This is a genomic window from Stenotrophomonas sp. GL_111 (genome assembly GCF_057835245.1).
The window spans coordinates 2,069,812-2,087,074 of record NZ_CM174421.1 but is presented as its reverse complement, the minus strand read 5'-3'; the positions used below and the strand labels follow the sequence as shown (position 1 = coordinate 2,087,074).

Annotated in this window: 16 protein-coding genes; 11 read left to right on the top strand and 5 right to left on the bottom strand. The window is 67.1% G+C overall.

Going from position 1 to position 17,263, the window contains the following annotated elements:
• Nucleotides 1-27 precede the first annotated feature (27 nt).
• A complete protein-coding gene (locus tag AC3IPM_RS09590) occupies nt 28-2,835 on the bottom strand; it encodes an EAL domain-containing protein (protein WP_489303820.1) in 2,808 nt (935 codons plus the stop codon).
• Nucleotides 2,836-2,997: 162 nt separating this feature from the next.
• On the opposite strand from AC3IPM_RS09590, the gene AC3IPM_RS09585 reads away from it, so the two are divergent.
• Together AC3IPM_RS09585 and AC3IPM_RS09580 are read left to right on the top strand one after the other, a co-directional pair.
• Nucleotides 2,998-5,103 (top strand): sensor histidine kinase, encoded by a 2,106-nt coding sequence (locus AC3IPM_RS09585; RefSeq protein ID WP_489303818.1) that lies wholly within the window; start codon nt 2,998-3,000, stop codon nt 5,101-5,103.
• Nucleotides 5,104-5,108: 5 nt separating this feature from the next.
• Nucleotides 5,109-6,866 (top strand): EAL domain-containing protein, encoded by a 1,758-nt coding sequence (locus AC3IPM_RS09580; RefSeq protein ID WP_489303816.1) that lies wholly within the window; start codon nt 5,109-5,111, stop codon nt 6,864-6,866.
• On the opposite strand, the gene AC3IPM_RS09575 is transcribed toward AC3IPM_RS09580, so the two are convergent.
• The 4 genes from AC3IPM_RS09575 to flgA all read right to left on the bottom strand — a co-directional run bounded on the left by AC3IPM_RS09575 (nt 6,867) and on the right by flgA (nt 9,582).
• Nucleotides 6,867-8,096 carry an ATP-binding protein gene (locus AC3IPM_RS09575; protein WP_489303814.1) on the bottom strand — a complete coding sequence of 410 codons (1,230 nt, stop codon included), beginning with the start codon at nt 8,094-8,096 and terminating at the stop codon, nt 6,867-6,869.
• Nucleotides 8,097-8,184: 88 nt separating this feature from the next.
• Nucleotides 8,185-8,517, bottom strand: coding sequence for a flagellar protein FlgN (locus AC3IPM_RS09570; RefSeq protein ID WP_489304077.1), 333 nt, complete (start codon nt 8,515-8,517; stop codon nt 8,185-8,187).
• 2 nt (nt 8,518-8,519) lie between these two features.
• Nucleotides 8,520-8,822, bottom strand: a complete 303-nt coding sequence (gene flgM, locus AC3IPM_RS09565) for a flagellar biosynthesis anti-sigma factor FlgM (protein WP_489303812.1) — start codon at nt 8,820-8,822, stop codon at nt 8,520-8,522.
• A 109-nt stretch (nt 8,823-8,931) separates the two neighbouring features.
• Nucleotides 8,932-9,582: a flagellar basal body P-ring formation chaperone FlgA gene (gene flgA, locus AC3IPM_RS09560; protein WP_489303810.1), complete on the bottom strand. Its 651-nt coding sequence runs from the start codon at nt 9,580-9,582 to the stop codon at nt 8,932-8,934.
• Between the two features lie 105 nt (nt 9,583-9,687).
• Between flgA and AC3IPM_RS09555 the strand changes: the two genes are divergently transcribed.
• The 9 genes from AC3IPM_RS09555 to AC3IPM_RS09515 all read left to right on the top strand — a co-directional run bounded on the left by AC3IPM_RS09555 (nt 9,688) and on the right by AC3IPM_RS09515 (nt 17,263).
• Nucleotides 9,688-10,632 carry a chemotaxis protein gene (locus AC3IPM_RS09555; RefSeq protein ID WP_489303808.1) on the top strand — a complete coding sequence of 315 codons (945 nt, stop codon included), beginning with the start codon at nt 9,688-9,690 and terminating at the stop codon, nt 10,630-10,632.
• Nucleotides 10,633-10,936: 304 nt separating this feature from the next.
• Entirely contained in the window at nt 10,937-11,332 is a 396-nt protein-coding gene (flgB, locus tag AC3IPM_RS09550) for a flagellar basal body rod protein FlgB (RefSeq protein WP_228886938.1), read from the top strand.
• A 3-nt stretch (nt 11,333-11,335) separates the two neighbouring features.
• Nucleotides 11,336-11,743 (top strand): flagellar basal body rod protein FlgC, encoded by a 408-nt coding sequence (gene flgC, locus AC3IPM_RS09545; RefSeq protein WP_489303806.1) that lies wholly within the window; start codon nt 11,336-11,338, stop codon nt 11,741-11,743.
• 26 nt (nt 11,744-11,769) lie between these two features.
• Nucleotides 11,770-12,456: a flagellar hook assembly protein FlgD gene (locus tag AC3IPM_RS09540; protein ID WP_489303804.1), complete on the top strand. Its 687-nt coding sequence runs from the start codon at nt 11,770-11,772 to the stop codon at nt 12,454-12,456.
• Nucleotides 12,457-12,488: 32 nt separating this feature from the next.
• A complete protein-coding gene (flgE, locus tag AC3IPM_RS09535; RefSeq protein WP_489303802.1) occupies nt 12,489-13,712 on the top strand; it encodes a flagellar hook protein FlgE in 1,224 nt (407 codons plus the stop codon).
• Between the two features lie 32 nt (nt 13,713-13,744).
• Nucleotides 13,745-14,497, top strand: coding sequence for a flagellar basal body rod protein FlgF (locus AC3IPM_RS09530; protein ID WP_489303800.1), 753 nt, complete (start codon nt 13,745-13,747; stop codon nt 14,495-14,497).
• A 106-nt stretch (nt 14,498-14,603) separates the two neighbouring features.
• The gene (gene flgG / locus AC3IPM_RS09525; protein WP_489303798.1) at nt 14,604-15,389 is read left to right on the top strand and encodes a flagellar basal-body rod protein FlgG; all 786 of its coding nucleotides are present in this window, start codon (nt 14,604-14,606) and stop codon (nt 15,387-15,389) included.
• Between the two features lie 22 nt (nt 15,390-15,411).
• Nucleotides 15,412-16,104: a flagellar basal body L-ring protein FlgH gene (gene flgH, locus AC3IPM_RS09520; protein WP_489303796.1), complete on the top strand. Its 693-nt coding sequence runs from the start codon at nt 15,412-15,414 to the stop codon at nt 16,102-16,104.
• Nucleotides 16,105-16,147: 43 nt separating this feature from the next.
• Entirely contained in the window at nt 16,148-17,263 is a 1,116-nt protein-coding gene (locus AC3IPM_RS09515) for a flagellar basal body P-ring protein FlgI (RefSeq protein WP_489303794.1), read from the top strand.

The window sequence follows — 17,263 nt, the reverse complement described above, 5'->3', positions numbered from 1 at the left end:
GCGCGGTGGCGGCGCGCTGTCTTGGTGTTACACGGCGTGGGAGACGGCGGTGAGGGCCTGGCGCGGGGCCATCTGGGCACCGCCGGCTTTCAGCCATTGCGCCAGGTCGCGCGGGGTCAGCGGGCGCGAATACAGATAGCCCTGGATCTCGTCGCAGCCCTGCCGGCGCAGCATGGCTTCTTCCTGCTCGGTTTCCACGCCCTCGGCGACCACCTTCATGCCCAGCGCATGGCCCAGGTGCACGATGGCCTGGGTGACTTCGGCGGTGCCGGCGTCGTGCAGCATGCCCTGCACGAAGCTGCGGTCGATCTTCAGGCGTCCGACCGGGAAGCGGTTGAGGTAATGCAGGTTGGAGAAACCGGTGCCGAAGTCGTCCACCGCCAGCGGCACACCGTGGCGTTCGAGCACGTCGAAGCAATGGCGCAGCACGTCGGTATCACGGATCAACGCCGACTCGGTCAGTTCCAGCTCCAGCCGCTGCGGCGGCCAGTCATGCGCGTTGCAGATTTCGATCACGCGCTCGGCAAAACCGCGATCACGCAACTGGACCGCCGAGACATTGACCGCGACGCGGTCGAACTGCAGGCCGGCCTTCTCCCAGACCGCCGCCTGGCGACAGGCTTCGTTCAATACCCAGTCGCCGATACGGACGATTTCCCCGCATTTTTCCGCGATCGGGATGAACTCGGCCGGGCTGCAATAGCCGATGCCGGGACGGTGCCAGCGCAGCAAGGCTTCAATCGCCGGCGGCTGGCCGTGGTCGGCATGCAGCAACGGCTGGTAGGCCAGGCTGAACTCTTCGCGCTCGATGGCACCGAGCAGCGCATGCTCGATCTCGAGCTTGCGCTGGATCCGCAGCAGCGCGTCCTGGCTGTAGTACTGGTAGGTGTTGCGCCCGGCTTCCTTGGCCGCATACATCGCGGCATCGGCGGCACGCAGCAGCGATTCGAAATCGTTACGGCCCTCATCGAGCATCGCGATGCCGACGCTGGCACCGACTTTCAAGGTGGTCTCGCCCCGGTGCAGCGGCTCGGCCAGCGAGGCGATCAGTTTGCGGGCGACGTGACCGGCGTCTTCCGGATCGGCCAGGTCACGCAGCACCACGATGAACTCATCGCCACTGAAGCGTCCGAACAGGTCGGCGTTGCGCAGGTTCTGGTGCAGGCGTGAGGCGGCGGCCTTGAGCAGCGCATCGCCGGTGGCGTGACCGAAGGTGTCATTGATGGTCTTGAAGCCATCCAGGTCGATGAACAGCATCGCCAGCGAACTTCCGCGGTCGCGCGCTTCCTCGATCGCCTCGGCGGTCTGTTCGCGCAACAGCATGCGGTTGGGCAGGCCGGTCAGCAGGTCGTAGTGGGCCAGCAGCTCGATGCGTTCATTGGCCTCGCGTTCGCGGGTGATGTCACGGAACAGCACCACGAAGCGGGTGGGCAGGCCATCGCGGTGGTCCAGTTCGACCAGCACCTGCACCCAGATGCGCAGCCCGGACTGCCGGTAGAAGCACAGGTCGAGCTGTTCGGGCAGGCCACCCTCGGCGATCCGGGCCAGCGCCGCCTCGAAGGCATCGCGCGAATCCTGGGTGTACAGCGCCAGCGCCTGGTCCAGGGTGATCGGCTCCTTGCGCAGGCCGTGGATGCGGTAACACTCCTCGGTCCACTGCATATGGCGGGTGGCCACTTCGATCTCGCAGCCGCCGATCCGGCCGAGCGCGGAGACCCGGTTGAGCAGTTCGGTGCGCCAGCGGATCAGTGCGTCGGTCTGGTGTTGTTCGGTGATGTTCTGGACCTGGCCGAGCAAGCGCTGGATGCGCCCGTCCGGGCCGGCCAGGGGCTGCATCCACAGCCGCAGGTGCAGCACGCCCTCGCCTTCACGCGGCAGCTCCAGCTCCAGCGTGGCTGTCTTGCCATCGCGCAGCATGCGCCGCCAGGCATGGCGCAGCAGGCTGCGCGAGCGCGGCCCGAGCTGGCGCAACCAGCGACGGCGGCCGATCAGGGGGTCATCGCCGACGCCAAGCAGCGCCCGGAACTCCGCCGACCACCAGAACTGGCGGCTGTCCGGGTCCCACGACCAGCTGCCCATGCTGGCGATCCGCTGCGCTTCACGCAGATGCACCTGCTGCTCGCGCAGCTGTGCTTCCAGCTCTTTCTGGGCCTGGATGTCGGTGTGGGTGCCGACCATGCGCAGCGGCTGGCCATCGGCGGTGCGTGCCACCACCCGGCCGCGATCCAGCACCCAGCGCCAGTCGCCATCGGGATGACGGACGCGGTACTGCGCCGTGTAGACCTCGCCTTCACCGCGCAGATGTGCATCCAGGGCCGCTCTTACGCTGGCCTGGTCATCGCCGTGGATGGGTGCCAGCAAGGCCGCACCGGCGTCGCCGGCGGTGCGCTCCTCGGCAGTACTCGGCCCCGCTGCACCCGGCACGCCGTCCCAACGCCGCGAACGGGTCACCGCATCGCTGGGCAGGTCCCAGTCCCACAGGCCGTGGCCGGCATGGTCCAGGGCCAGCTCCCAGCGGCTGCCGGCATAGTTGGCCACCGGCTCGGGCACACTCAGGGTGAAGGCCAGCAGGTTGCCTTCCGGATCGTGCACGGCGCGCATCCAGCCATCGAAGCGGCCACGCGGCCCGCCGGGCAGCTGGCACGCCACCAGACCGCCGTCGGCCGCCAGCAGGCGCAGGTCCTCCAGCAGCTCGCCATAGGCCGCCACGGTTGCCGGCAGCCCATGCTCGCGCGCCGCCGGGTTGGCCGCCAGCGGGCGCCCGGCACGGTCGAGGATGACCAGGGCCGACGCCAATGGGTGCTGCAGCAGACTCGCGATAATCCCTTGGTCCACGCGGTAAGACTCCGATAACGCACCCGACAACCGGGAACGAAAACGTTAGCGGCCACTCCTGCCGATAATTGAGCCGCGCGCGGACCGCTGCCCACCCCCAAAGCACACCGCAGCCACTAAGATGCATATCGCCCGCCCTGATTCCGGTCCCTGCCCCGCCCCATGCCTGTCGACCCGTCCGGCCCGCCGTCCCTGCCCACCCCCGACCGTCCGCTCGCCCAAGGCCTGCGCCGCGACCGCTGGCGGGTGGTGCTGGCCTACCTGGTGCTGGCGCTGGTGTGGATCCTGTGCAGCGACGCGGCGGTACAGCTGCTGACCGACGACATGCAGTCGGCCGCGCACTGGCAGACCGCCAAGGGCGCCTTCTTCGTCATCGCCAGTGCCGCACTGATCTACCTGCTGCTGCGCCCGCTGGCCCAGCATGTGCTGCAGACCCATGCGCAGCTGGAACGTTCGGACAGCCGCCACCGGCAGATGTTCCAGGGTAATCCGGGGCCGATCCTGGTCTACGACCTGCACTCGCTGGCGATCCTGGACGTCAATCCGGCCGCGAGCAGCCTGTTCGGCTGGAACCGCGACGAATTCATGGCGATGCCGATCACCGCGCTGTGGCCCAGCGGCGATGCCCAGACACTGGCAGCCAAGCTCGAACAGATCCGCGAGCAGCCCGAGCAGCTGTGCGTGATCACCGCCGACCTGGTGCTCAAGGACGGCAGCCATCGGCGGATGGAGATGCGCAGCAGCGCCATCGACTACGACGGCCACGAGGCGCGGCTGCTGATTGCCATCGACCGTACCAGCGAGGACCAGGCCCTGCGCCGCCGTGACGTGGCGCTGGCGCGGGTTGAGGAAGCGCATGAAATGGCCCGGATCGGCGCCTGGGAAGTGGACCCGGGCACCGGGCTGGGCCGCTACTCCAACCAGGTCTACCACCTGCTCGGCCGGCGCCCGCCGGAAGCACGCCGCTGGCACCGCTTCGAGGAACTGCTGATTCCGGCCGATCCGGCCACCGCCGCGCTTACCGAGCAGCTGCTGCAGGATGTGGCCGGCGAGCGGGTGCAGATCGACGTGCTGCTGCCGCTGCTGGCGATGGACGGGCGCGCCTTGATGGTGCACCTGCGCGCCGAGAGTGGCCACGACGATGCCGGCCGCCCGCGCGTGCTGGGCACCCTGCAGGACGTGACCGAGCGCGAGCAATCGCGGCGGTTGCTGCGCGAGCGCGAGGAGCAGTTCCGCGAGCTGGTGCGGGTGCTGCCCGATGGCGTGGTGATCCTGTCCGATGAGCACGTGCTGTACGCCAATGCCTGCGCATCGGCGCAGTTCGGCTATGGCCAGCACACCCTGCTCGGCGAGCCGCTGGCCGAACTGGTGGCGAGCCAGGACCTGGGTCGCGTGCGCGCCCAACTGTTCGCCCCGCTCCCGCTGCCCGCTACCGGCGCAGGTGAAGTGATCTGCATGCGCCGGCTGGATGGCGAGCGCTTCCAGGCCGGGCTGGCGGTGGGCGATGTGCGCTACGGCGGGCGCAACTGCAAGCTGCTGATCGTGCGCGACCTCAGCGAGCCCGAGCGTATCCGCGAGGCGCTGGAAACCAGCAACCGTGAGCTGCAGGCGATGGCCGGGCGGCTGTTCTCGCTGCAGGAGGACGAGCGCCGGGCGATCTCGCGCGACCTGCACGACGATATCGGCCAGGCGATCACCGCGATGAAGCTGTCCGCCTATGCCGCGCAGGACGAGGCCGACGCCGAGCGCCGTGAAGAAGACCTGGCGCAGATCATCCAGCTCGCCGATGCCACGGTGGGCAAGCTGCGCGATATTTCCACCCTGCTGCGCCCGCCGCAGCTGGACGCGTTGGGGCTGGAGGCCGCACTGCGTTGGCAGGCCAGCGTGCTGTTCCGCTCGGCGGCGATCGAGCTGGTGCCCGATATCCAGCCGCTGCCGCGGCGCCCGCAGGGCGACATCGAGCAGGCCTGCTTCCGGATCGCGCAGGAGAGCCTGACCAATGTGCTGCGGCATGCCCGCGCCAGCCAGGTCAGCCTGCAACTGCACGACGTAGGCGACCACGGGCTGCACCTGCAGGTGCGCGACGATGGCGAAGGCTTCGACCCGGATGGCCCGCGCGGGCTGGGCCTGATCGTGATGCGCGAACGCGCGCAGAGCGTGGGCGGCACTTTGAGAATTGAATCGGCGCATGGCGCCGGCACCCTGGTCGACCTGTACCTGCCTTACCGCAGCAGCGATTCGACCACCACCGATACCCTGGAACACTAAGCCTTATGTGGAACCCTTCCCTGCCCCTGGTCAGTATCGAGGATGCGCCGCCGCGCCTGGGCGCGGGCAATCCCGAACTGCAGGCGATGGTGACCGAAGCCGCTTCCGGCGGCACCCCGCTGATGCTGATGCATGTGGACATCGACCACTTCGCCTCGGTCAACGAGAACATGAGCGCCGAAGTCGGTGACCAGGCGCTGGTGCTGGTGGCCCAGCGCCTGCAGCACCACCTGCGCGGGCGCGGCAAGCTGTGGCGGCATGGCAGCGATGAGTTCCTGATCGCGGTCCCACGCGGCGCTGACGTGCCGCTGCCCGAAGACCTGGCCGAGGAGATCCGCCAGCAGCTCGAGCTGCCGCTGTCGGTGCTGCCGTACACGCTGTTCATGACCGGCAAGCTGGGCGTGAGCCTGTGCCCGGAGCACGCCACAGGCACCTCGCGGCTGCTCGACCATGCCGAGGATGCGCTGCACCAGGCCGCGCGCGAAGGCGGCAATGCGGTGCGCATCCATGCGGTGGACACGCCGTCCAGCGCGCACAGCGAGAGCATCATCGCGCGGCAGATCGTGGATGCCATTCCCAATGGCGAACTCAAGCTGCGCTACCAGCCGCTGGTCAGCGCCCGCGATGGCCACGTGGTGGGCATGGAAGCGCTGCTGCGCTGGCAATCGCCGACCTTGGGCATGCTGGTGCCCGAGCGCTTCATGCGCACCGCCGAGCGGCTGGGCATCATCGTGCAGATCGGCACCTGGGTGCTGGAGGGGGCGCTGAAGCAGGCGCGGCTGTGGCGCGACCAGGGGTTTGATGATTTCACCATCGCGGTGAATGTCTCCACCCTGCAGCTGCTGCGCCCGAACTTCTTCGCCGAAGTGATGTCGCTGATGCAGGCCGCCGGGGTGCCGGCGCACATGCTGACCCTGGAGATCAACGAAAGCGCGCTGACCAACAACGTCAATTTCGTCCACGAAACCCTGGTCAACCTGCGCAACGAAGGCATCAGCCTGAGCCTGGACAACTTCGGCACCGGCGACTCCAGCCTGAGTGCGCTGGTGCGCTACCCGGTGGACAAGCTGAAGATCGACCGCAGCTTCATCAAGAGCGCCCCGGCTGGCAACCGCGAGGCGGCCATCGCGCGCGCGATCATCGCCATGGGCCACCAGCTGGGCATGACGGTGATTGCCAACGGCGTGGAGTCGCAGGCCCAGCTCGGCTTCCTGCGCCGCAATGACTGCGATGTGTTCCAGGGCTATCTGTTCGGCGAGCCGATGTCCGCCGATGCCGCCGGCATGACCCTGCGCCGCCGCTACCTGCGCCCTGAAGCCTTCGCCGAAACCCGCCCGGACCGCACCCTGCTGCTGCTCGACGATGAGGAGAATGTGCTGCGCTCGCTGGTGCGCCTGTTCCGCCGCGACGGCTACCGCATTCTCGCCGCGGGCAACGTCCGCGATGCCTTCGACCTGCTGGCGATCAACGACGTGCAGGTGATCCTGTCCGACCAGCGCATGAGCGACATGAGCGGCACCGAATTCCTGGGCCGGGTGAAGATGCTCTACCCCGACACGATCCGCCTGGTGCTGTCCGGCTACACCGATCTGAACACGGTGACGGACGCGATCAACCGCGGCGCGATCTACCGGTTCCTGACCAAGCCGTGGAACGACGACGAGCTGCGCAAGCACATCCACCAGGCGTTCCGCACGCACGAGGAGCAGCGCCGGGCGAATACCGCGCCACCGGCGGCGATCGCGGCCCCGGACGAGGAGTGATCAGCGCGGCTGTTTGATCGGCAGCACCAGGCGGAACTTCGAGCCCACGCCCGGGGTGCTGTCCAGGTCGATGCGGCCGTGGTGCTTGTTGATGATGCTGTAGGAAATCGACAGCCCCAGCCCGGTGCCGCTGCCCACCGGCTTGGTGGTGAAGAACGGGTCGAAGATGCGCTGGCGCAGCTCCGGCGAGATACCGCCACCGGTGTCTTCGAACTCCACCCAGACATGGTCCCCGTCCACCCCGGTGCTGACCGTGATGGTGCCGCGCTCGGCGATGGCATGGCCTGCGTTGAGCAGCAGGTTCATGTAGACCTGGTTGAGCTCGGACGGCAGGCACTCCACCAGCGGCAGCTGGCCGAACTCACGGTGCAGGGTCACCTTGTACTTGAGCTCGTTCCAGATGATGTTGATGGTCGATTCCAGACCCGCATGCAGGTCGACCAGCTTCCAGGACTCGTCCCGGCCGGAATAGGAGAAGTCCTTCAGGTCGCGCACGATCCGGGTCACCCGCTCGATGCCCTCGCGCGATTCGGCCATCAGCTGCGGCAGGTCGCGGCTGATGAAGTCGATATCGAAGCGGTTGCGGATGTCGTCGATTTCCGGGATCAGCGCCTTCGGGTCCGGCGCACGCAACGCACGCTCGTAGGCCTCGATCACGGTGAACAGGCTGCGCAGGTATTCCTGCAGGCTGCCCAGGTTGGAGTGCACGTAACCGATCGGGTTGTTGATCTCGTGCGCCACACCGGCAGCAAGCTGGCCGATGGAGGCCATCTTCTCCGACTGCAGCAGCTTCTCCTGGGTACCGTTGAGGCGCAGGTAGGCCTGGCGAAGCTCGGCGTGACGCTGCTGCAACTCGCGCTCATAGTCTTCCTGGCCTTCAATGCGGCGGAACAGGGCCAGGTAATGCCGCTGACCGGCATCGTCATGCTGGTAGACATGCGCGATGACCATGCGCTCGCCCACCGGCAGGCTGCCGTTCCAGTGGCCGTGCAGGCGCGCGTGTTCCAGCGCATCCGGCGGCAGCAGTTGGCGCAGCCATTGGGCCGGGCCCTGGCCGGCGTCACGCTCGGATTGGCCGAGCATTTCACTGACCGCGGCGTTGGCCAGCGAGACGCTGCCATCTTCGCGGAACAGCAGCACGCCTTCGTTGATCCGCTCGAACAGGGCAAGCAGGACCGCCGGTGAGGGCAGCGGCGCGGTGACAAGAGGAGAAGTGGCGGTCACGGTCACATCGGGCAGTCGAAACAGGCGCCCAATATACGCGTCCACCCAAAAAGACGGCAGCCCAGCGCGCCAGGCGCCGGCCACCGCGGAGAGATCAGGCGACGGCCAGCGGCCGCCGCGTGTGCAGGGTGTGCGCCTGGCCCTTGGCGTCGTACGCCGAGGACTCTTCGCTCCGGCCGAGCTGGCGCAGCGCCCAGTTGACCTCGCGGCGCCGGCGCGACAGCAGCACGCCGTTGGCGCGGTTGCGCTCGGCCAGCTCCTGCAGGCGCTCGGCCTGGCCCACCGGCAGCGCCGCCTCGAGTGCCCGCAGGGCATCGAGTTTGGCACCGGTGGCGCGGATCAGGGCCTGCACATCATGTTCGACCAACGCCTGGCGCTCGACGTCCAAGGCATCGCTGAGGCGCTGCAATGGCTCGCTCATCGCCAGCTTCATCCCTGCAGCTGCTGGTCCAGCTCGAGCATGCGCGAGGCAATGGCATCGGGGTTGATCTTGTAGGTACCGTTCTGCAGCGACTCGCGCACGGCCTGGACGCGCTGGGCATCAATGGCCGGGGCGGTGCTCAGTTCGCGCTGCATGGCCTGCAGCGTGGTGGCCTCGCCGGTGAGGCGCAGGCTGTCGACGGCTTCGACCGGGCGCGCCGGGGAATCGGCGCTGACACTGGGCTTGCTGCCGGCAGCGACGCTGCGCAGATGGGCGTTGGCCTGCAGGTTGCCGTCGATTTTCTGGCTCATGGGGTTGTCCTGGGAGTGCGGTTCACAAGGGATAACGGCATCGGGGCCGCCATCTTTAGGGGGTTTTGCAGTTTTTTATCCGGATTCCGTCGTCGATTCAGCATTGTGTTCAACGCGTCACAAAAACGTCGCCACTGGCGGCCACGGTACCCTGTACGACCTTGCGGGACGACAGATTCTCCACCGAAACCCGTTCATTTTCACCCGCATCGGCCAGCGCCTTGCCGGCGACCCGGACTTCCACCCCGCCCCGGCGCGAGACCAGGGCGACGCTGTCACCGCGGCGGATCAACCGCTGGGCGACCAGATCATTGGCGGCCAGCAGGCTGCCGGCCGCCAGCGTGCGTCGGGCGACGCGGCCGACCGCAGCCGCTGGATCGGCCAGTGCCGCCCCGGCGATGCGGGCGACATCACGCTGTGCAGTAGTGATATCGGCCACGGCGATCACTTCTCCAGCGGCAATGCCGCGATTGAGGATCAGCACGGTCTGGTTGCGGCGGATCTTGACCGGCACGAACAGGCGCCAACCCCCGGCATCGGGGCAGCTGACTTCCACGGTACTGGTGCCGGTGGGCTGCGCACGCAGGGCCTGGCTACAGGCCGGCAGGCGCAGGGCCGAGTCCAGGGTGGTGTCGCCTTCGCTGCCGCTGGGCAGGGTCGACAAGGCGGCGTTGCGGATGCTGTCCACGGGCTGCCAGCCGCCAGCGGCCAGCGCAGGCCAGGCGGCCAGGGCCAACACAACAAGAAGGAAGGTACGCATGGTGGCTCCACGGGCAAGGCACATGCGCAGCGTCCTGCAAGCGGCGTGCCGGAGCCGGTGCACGGCCGGGCTCAAGTCGGGCGCGGTAGCGCCGATACCACCCCCATGTCACATGACCTGCTCAACCGCATCGACCAGCGTACGCGCCTGGCCGGCCACAATCGTCTGGCCCTGCTGCTGTTCCGGCTCGGCGGACGTCAGCTTTTTGGCGTCAACGTGTTCAAGGTGCAGGAAGTCCTGCGCCGTCCGGACCTGTTCCAGGTACCCGGGCTGCCCAGCCAGTTCGCCGGTGTGGCCGATGTCCGTGGCCGCTCGGTGCCGGTGCTGGACCTGGGGCTGGCGATCGGACACCCCGAACGCGAGCCGGACGCGGACAAGGCACCGGGCTACCTGGTGGTGACCGAGTTCAACCGTTCGATCCAGGGTTTCCTGGTCAGCGGGGTGGAACGGATCGTCAACATCGCGGTGGAGGACATCCATCCGCCGCCGGAACTGGGTGCGGAGTCGAGCTATCTGACGGCGGTGACGCGGTTCCAGGGCGAGCTGATCCAGGTGATCGACGTGGAAAGCGTGCTGGCCGATATCGCCCAGATCCGCGGCGAGGCGGTGCTGGACCCGTCGCTGGCGCTGCCGGCCGATGGCCCGCAGCTGCAGGTATTGGTGGTGGATGATTCGCGGGTGGCACGCCAGCAGATCCGCAGCGTGCTGGACCAGTTGGGGGTCGGGGCGACCCTGCTCTCGGACGGCAAGCAGGCGCTGGACCACCTGCTGCAGATCCACGCAGCCGGCGAGAACCCGGCCGAGCGCTATGCGATGGTGATTTCAGACATCGAGATGCCGGCAATGGACGGCTATACGCTGACGACGGAAATCCGGCGCCATCCGGGCCTGGCCGGGCTGTACGTGCTGCTGCACACCTCGCTGTCGGGCGTTTTCAATAACGCGATGGTGGAGCGCGTGGGCGCCAATGCCTTCGTGGCCAAGTATTCGCCGCACGAGCTGGCCGACTTCCTGCTGGACCGGTTGCGCAAGGTGGCTGCTGCGGCTTGAGGCCCAGGATCAGGACCAAGATCAAGATCAACGGCGGCGGTGGGTCTGCTGCCGGCTGGGCCGGGGTGGGTGGGATTGCGGGGCACGCCGCAAGTACGTCCCTGTAGGCTCCGTCGCGCCATCCATGGCGCTCAGGGCCCCGCAACCCCACCCACCCCGACCCGCTGACAGCGGGTCGGCGCCTTGTGACCTGAAGAACAGGTAGAGCCACGCCATGCGTGGCTGCCGCCCGTGGCGGCGACTGCCCTCCCCCTTCTGGCACGCGCCTTGCACCACTCCCCACATCGTCCCGTGGGAGTGCGTCATGCCCAATCTGATTTCCGACTATCTGGGGGTCCATGCCCAGGCCATGCCGTTGCGCGAGCAGCGGATGAAGCTGATTGCCAGCAACCTGAGCAATGCCGACACCCCCGGCTACAAGGCCCAGGACCTGGACTTCGATGCCGCCCTGCGCAACGCCCAGGGGCTGGACAGCAATGGTCTGATGAAGACCACCAACGAGCAGCACTACGCCATCGGCGGCGGGCTCAATCCCTTCCAGGTCACCAAGGAAGGTGTGCAGCCGAGCATCGACGGCAATACGGTGGACCCGGATGCCGAGCGTGCCGCCTACGGCCGCGCCGCGCTGGAGTACCGCGCGTCGCTGAGTTTCGTTGAATCCAAGGTGCGCTCGATGCTCACCGCGATCACGGGGCAATAAGCCATGAGCAACCTGCCTATTTTCGATATCGCCGGTTCGGCACTGCAGGCGCAGTCGGTGCGCATGAGCACCATTGCCTCGAACCTGTCCAACGCCGACACCGTCGCCGGCAGCGCCGAGGCGGTCTACAAGCCGCTGGAGCCGGTGTTCCAGTCGGTGACTAGCCGCACCGACCCGAACATCACCACGGTGCAGGTCAAGGAAATCAGCAAGAGCGAGGCGGCGCCGATCAAGCGCTATGAGCCTGGCCATCCACTTGCCGATGCCGACGGCTACATCTACCAGCCCGACGTGGACCCGGTGGCGCAGATGGTCAACCTGATCTCGACCTCGCGCAATTACCAGGCCGGCGTGGAAATGCTGAGTACCGCCAAGGAACTGGCGCTGGCCACCTTGACCATGGGTCGCTGACCCTCCCCTTTGCAGGACATACCGTCATGAGCAGCACCAGCGGCGTTGGCCAGAACAACAGCGACATCTATTCCGCGCTGGGCCTGAACGCGCCCAACAGCGACAAGAACAAGAAGAAAAGCACGCTGGACCAGGCCGATTTCCTGCGCCTGATGACCGAGCAGCTGCAGCACCAGGATCCGCTCAAGCCGATGGACAACACCCAGATGGTGGCGCAGATGGCGCAGTTCTCGCAGGTCCAGGGCATCACCGACCTCAACAACACGGTCAAGGGCTTCCAGAGCGCGATGTCCAGCGACCAGATCCTGCGCGGCGCGGCACTGGTGGGCCACAAGGTACTGGTGCCCTCGCCCAAGTGGTCGCTGGAAGCCGAAGGCAAGACCAGCGGCATGGTTGCCGCACCGGGTGCGGGTTTCGTCACCGTGGACATCACCGATGCCAACGGGGTCAAGGTGAACTCGATCAGCGTCGAGGCCAAGGCCGCCGGTGAAGTGACCTTCGAGTGGGACGGCAAGGATGCCAGCGGCAAGCGCATGGAGGCGGGCAGCTACACCATCGCCGCCAACCACGTCGATGCCGCCGGCACCAAGACCAAGGTCAACACCTACGTGCAGGCCCCGGTGGAGAGCGTCACCGTCGGCTCGGACGGTCTGTACCTGAATCTCAAGGGCCTGGGCACGGCCCCGATCGACTACGTGCTCCGCATCAGCTGAGCCAACCCCACCCGCATACCAGGAGAACTCCCATGGGCTTCAATGTCTCGTTGTCCGGCATCAACGCTGCCAATGCCGATCTGAACGTCACCGCGAACAACATCGCCAACGTCAACACCACCGGCTTCAAGGAATCGCGCGCCGAGTTCGCCGACCTGTTCTCGGCCACCAGCTATGGCCTGTCCAAGAATGCGATCGGCTCCGGCGTGCGCCTGACCAACGTGGCCCAGCAGTTCTCGCAGGGCAACAATGAACAGACCGGGCGCAGCCTGGACATGGCCATTTCCGGTGAAGGCTTCTTCACCATGTCCATGAACGGTGCCCGCGTGTATTCGCGTGCCGGCAACTTCCAGACCGACCAGGCCGGCTTTGTGACCAACCCGCAGGGTGCACGCCTGCAGGTGTTCGCACCGAACGCGGACGGCACCAACTTCGACAGCGGCCGCATGGTCGACCTGCAGCTGCTGACCACCGACAGCCCGCCCAAGCAGACCAGCGGCGTCAATGTCAGCTTCACCCTGCCGGCCAACGCCAAGGTGCCCACGGTCACCACGTTCGACCCGAAGGATTCCAACAGCTACAACCATTCCACCGGTGGCGTCACCGTGTACGACTCGCTGGGCGTAGGCCATGTGCAGACCTCGTACTTTGTCAAGACCGCCACCGCCAACCAGTGGCAGGTCTACAACTATGTCGACGGCCAGGCTGCCGGTGCGCCGACCACGTTGACGTTCGACAACGCCGGCGCGCTCACTGCGCCCGCCAACGGCAAGATCACCCTGACCCCGTTCACCCCGAGCACCGGCGCCGGCCAGCTGGCGCTGACCCTGGATGTCACCGGGTCCACCCAGTACGGCGAGAAGTTCGCGCTGCGCAACACCCAGCAGGACGGCTATGCGGCGGGCAAGCTCAACGAAATCACCGTGTCCGAAGAAGGCGTGGTCTACGCGCGCTACTCCAACGGCGACGACAAGGCGCTGGGCCAGGTGGCGCTGACCACCTTCAACAATCCGCAGGGCCTGGAAGCCAAGGGCAACAACCTGTGGGTGGAAACCTTCAACTCCGGCACGCCGCGTACCGGCGCTCCGGACAGCTCCAACCTGGGCAAGATCCAGGCCGGTTCGCTGGAAGCCTCCACGGTCGACCTGACCGAGCAGCTGGTCAACATGATCACCGCCCAGCGCAACTTCCAGGCCAACGCGCAGATGGTCTCCACGCAGGACCAGATCACCCAGACCATCATCAACATCCGTTGATGAGCCACTGACCGCATCACGGGATTACAACGATGGACAAGGCGCTCTACGTGGCGATGACCGGTGCACGTGCCTCGCTGCAGGCACAGGGCACGCTCTCGCACAACCTGGCCAACACCGATACCCCTGGCTTCAAGGAGGCCCTCGCCAACACCGAGGCCTTCCCGGTCAAGGGCAGCGGCTACGCCTCGCGCGTGGACGCCCTGCACGTCGACGCCGGTTTCAACAGGCGCATGGGCGCACAGCAGATCACCGGCAACCCGCTGGACCTGTCGCTGCAGTCGGGCAACTGGCTGGCGGTGCAGGCCCCGGCGGGCGGCGGTGAGGCCTATACCCGGGGTGCGGCGCTGTCGATCACCCCGAATGGCCAGCTGGTGACCGCCGGCGGCCATCCGGTGCTGGATGAGAACGGCGCGCCGATCGCCATTCCGCCGCACCAGGCGATGGATATCGGCAACGACGGCACGATCTCGATCATCCCGCTCGGCGAAGGTCCGCAGACCATGGCCAACATCGGCCGGATCCGCGTAGTGCAGGCCGCCGATGACAAGCTCGAACGCGGCCTGGACGGGTTGATGCGCAACACCGACCCGCAGCAGCCGTTCGCGCAGGCCCAGGGCAAGTCGCTGGAAAGCGGCCAGCTGGAAGGCAGCAACGTCGACGCCGCCGGTGCGCTGGTGCAGATGATCCAGCTGCAGCGCCAGTACGAAATGCAGGTGAAGGTGATCAAGCACGGCGACGAGAACGCGCGCAGTGCCAACAGCCTGCTGCGCCTGGGCGGCTGATGCGCGCACCGCAACGACGTAAATCCGGCGCGGTTCTGGCACGCGCCATGCATTGCCCTAGTGACGGCCCCCATGGGGCAACCCGTACCAATACAGGAACATCGCCATGAACCAGGCATTGTGGATCGCCAAGACCGGACTGGATGCGCAGCAGACGCGCATGTCGGTGGTTTCCAACAACCTCGCCAACACCAACACCACCGGCTTCAAGCAGGACCGCGCCAGCTTCGAAGACCTGCTGTACCAGCAGGTCCGCCAGCCTGGCGGCGCGTCTTCGGCGCAGACCCAGCTGCCCACCGGCCTGCAGATCGGTACCGGCGTGCGCGTGGTGGCCACCTCCAAGAATTTCGAACAGGGCAGCCAGCAGCAGACCGGCCGCGCGTTGGATGTGATGGTCAACGGCCGCGGCTTCTTTGAAGTGCAGATGCCCGATGGCTCCTCGGCCTATACCCGCGATGGTTCGTTCCAGCGCAACCAGCAGGGCGAACTGGTCACCAACAGCGGCTACCCGGTGCAGCCGGGCATCCAGATTCCGGAAGGCGCGCAGTCGCTCACCGTGGGTACCGACGGCACCATCAGCGTGAAGATGGCCGACGACGCCGCCTCGGTGGAGATCGGCTCGCTGACCCTGACCGACTTCGTCAATCCGGCCGGCCTGCAGGCCCGCGGTGAAAACCTGTTCCTGGAAACCACCGCCTCCGGCCCGGCACAGAACGGCACCCCCGGCCTGAATGGCCTGGGCACCGTGGTGCAGGGCGCGCTGGAAGGCAGCAACGTCAACGTGGTCGAAGAACTGGTGTCGATGATCGAGACCCAGCGCGCCTACGAAATGAACGCCAAGGCGATCTCCACCACCGACGCGATGCTCGGTTACCTCAACCAGAACGTCTGATCGGCCCCACCGGAAAACTGCCATGTCGCCCCTGCGCCCTACCCTTCGCCTGCTGCTTGCCAGCGCCGTGACCGCCCTGCTCGGCGGCTGCGTGATTGCCGGCGATGTCCGGCCCTACCCGGCGATGGCGCCGGTCGTCCCGGTGGTGGCACCGGTGGCCGAAGCCACCGCCGGCGCGATCTACGCCGCTGGTCCCGGCCTGCAGCTGTACTCGGACCGTCGCGCGCGGGATGTCGGCGACCTGCTGACCATCACCCTGACCGAGAACACCACCGCGCAGACCACCGCCAACACCACCACCGCCAAGGAATCGGACCTGAGCATCGGCACCCCGACCATCTTCGGCGCACCGGTGACGCTGGGCGGCAGGGACATCCTCAGTGCCAGCGCCAAGGGATCGCGCGATTTCGCCGGCAAGGGCACCACCGCGCAGAGCAACCGCCTGCTCGGCAGCGTGACGGTCACGGTGATCCAGCGCCTGCCCAACGGCAACCTGGTGATCCAGGGCGCCAAGAACCTGCGTTTGAACCAGGGTGATGAGCTGGTGCAGGTGCAGGGCATCGTGCGCGCCGCGGACATCTTCCCCGACAACACCATTCCGTCCAGCCGTGTCGCCGATGCCCGCATCGTGTACGGCGGCCGCGGCCCGGTGGCCCAGTCCAATGCGATGGGCTGGCTGAGCCGCTTCTTCAACTCGGCGTTGACGCCGTTCTGAGCCTGACATGACTTCTTTCTTCTCTCTGTTGGGGCAGCGACGCATGGCGTCGCTCTACGTGATGCGCGCCCTGGTTGGCGCGCTGGCGATGCTGGTGGTCGTAGCCCCCGCCTCTGCCGAACGCATCAAGGACCTGGCCCAGGTCGGCGGCGTGCGCAGCAATGCGCTGGTCGGCTACGGCCTGGTGGTGGGCCTGGATGGCAGCGGCGACCGCACCAGCCAGGCGCCCTTCACCGTGCAGAGCCTGAAAAACCTGCTCGGCGAACTCGGCGTCAACGTGCCGGCCAACGTCAACCCGCAGTTGAAGAACGTGGCCGCCGTGGCGATCCATGCCGAGCTGCCGCCGTTCGCCAAGCCCGGCCAACCGATCGACATCACCGTGTCTTCGATCGGCAACGCGGTGTCGCTGCGTGGTGGCTCGCTGCTGATGGCGCCGCTGCGGGGCGCCGACGGCCAGGTGTATGCGATCGCCCAGGGCAATCTGGTGGTCGGTGGCTTCGGCGTGCAGGGCAAGGACGGTTCGCGCGTCTCGGTCAATGTGCCCAGCGTGGGCCGCATTCCCAACGGTGCCACGGTCGAGCGTGCCCTGCCCGACGTGTTCAGCGCCGGCGGTGACATCACCTTGAACCTGCACAAGAACGACTTCACCACCGTCTCGCGCATGGTCACGGCCTTGAACAGCGCCTTCGGCGAAGGCGCCGCGCGCGCCGTCGATGGCGTCACCGTGTCGGTGCAGTCGCCGGCCGACCCGGGCGCGCGGATCGGCCTGCTGGCCCGTATCGAGAACCTGGAACTCACCCCCGGCAGCGCGCCGGCCAAGGTGGTGGTCAATGCCCGTACCGGCACCGTGGTGATCGGCTCGCAGGTGCGCGTGGGCGCCGCAGCGATTTCGCATGGCTCGCTGACTGTGACCATCAACGAGAACACCAACGTCAGCCAGCCCGGCCCCTTCAGCAACGGCCAGACGGTGGCCAGCCCGCAGTCCACCATCACCGCCACCAACGATGGCAGCCGCATGTTCAAGTTCACCGGCGGCACCACGCTGGACGAAATCGTGCACGCGGTCAACGCGGTCGGCGCCGCCCCCGGCGACCTGATCGCCATCCTGGAAGCCCTCAAGCAGGCCGGCGCGCTGAGCGCCGAACTCGAGGTGATCTGA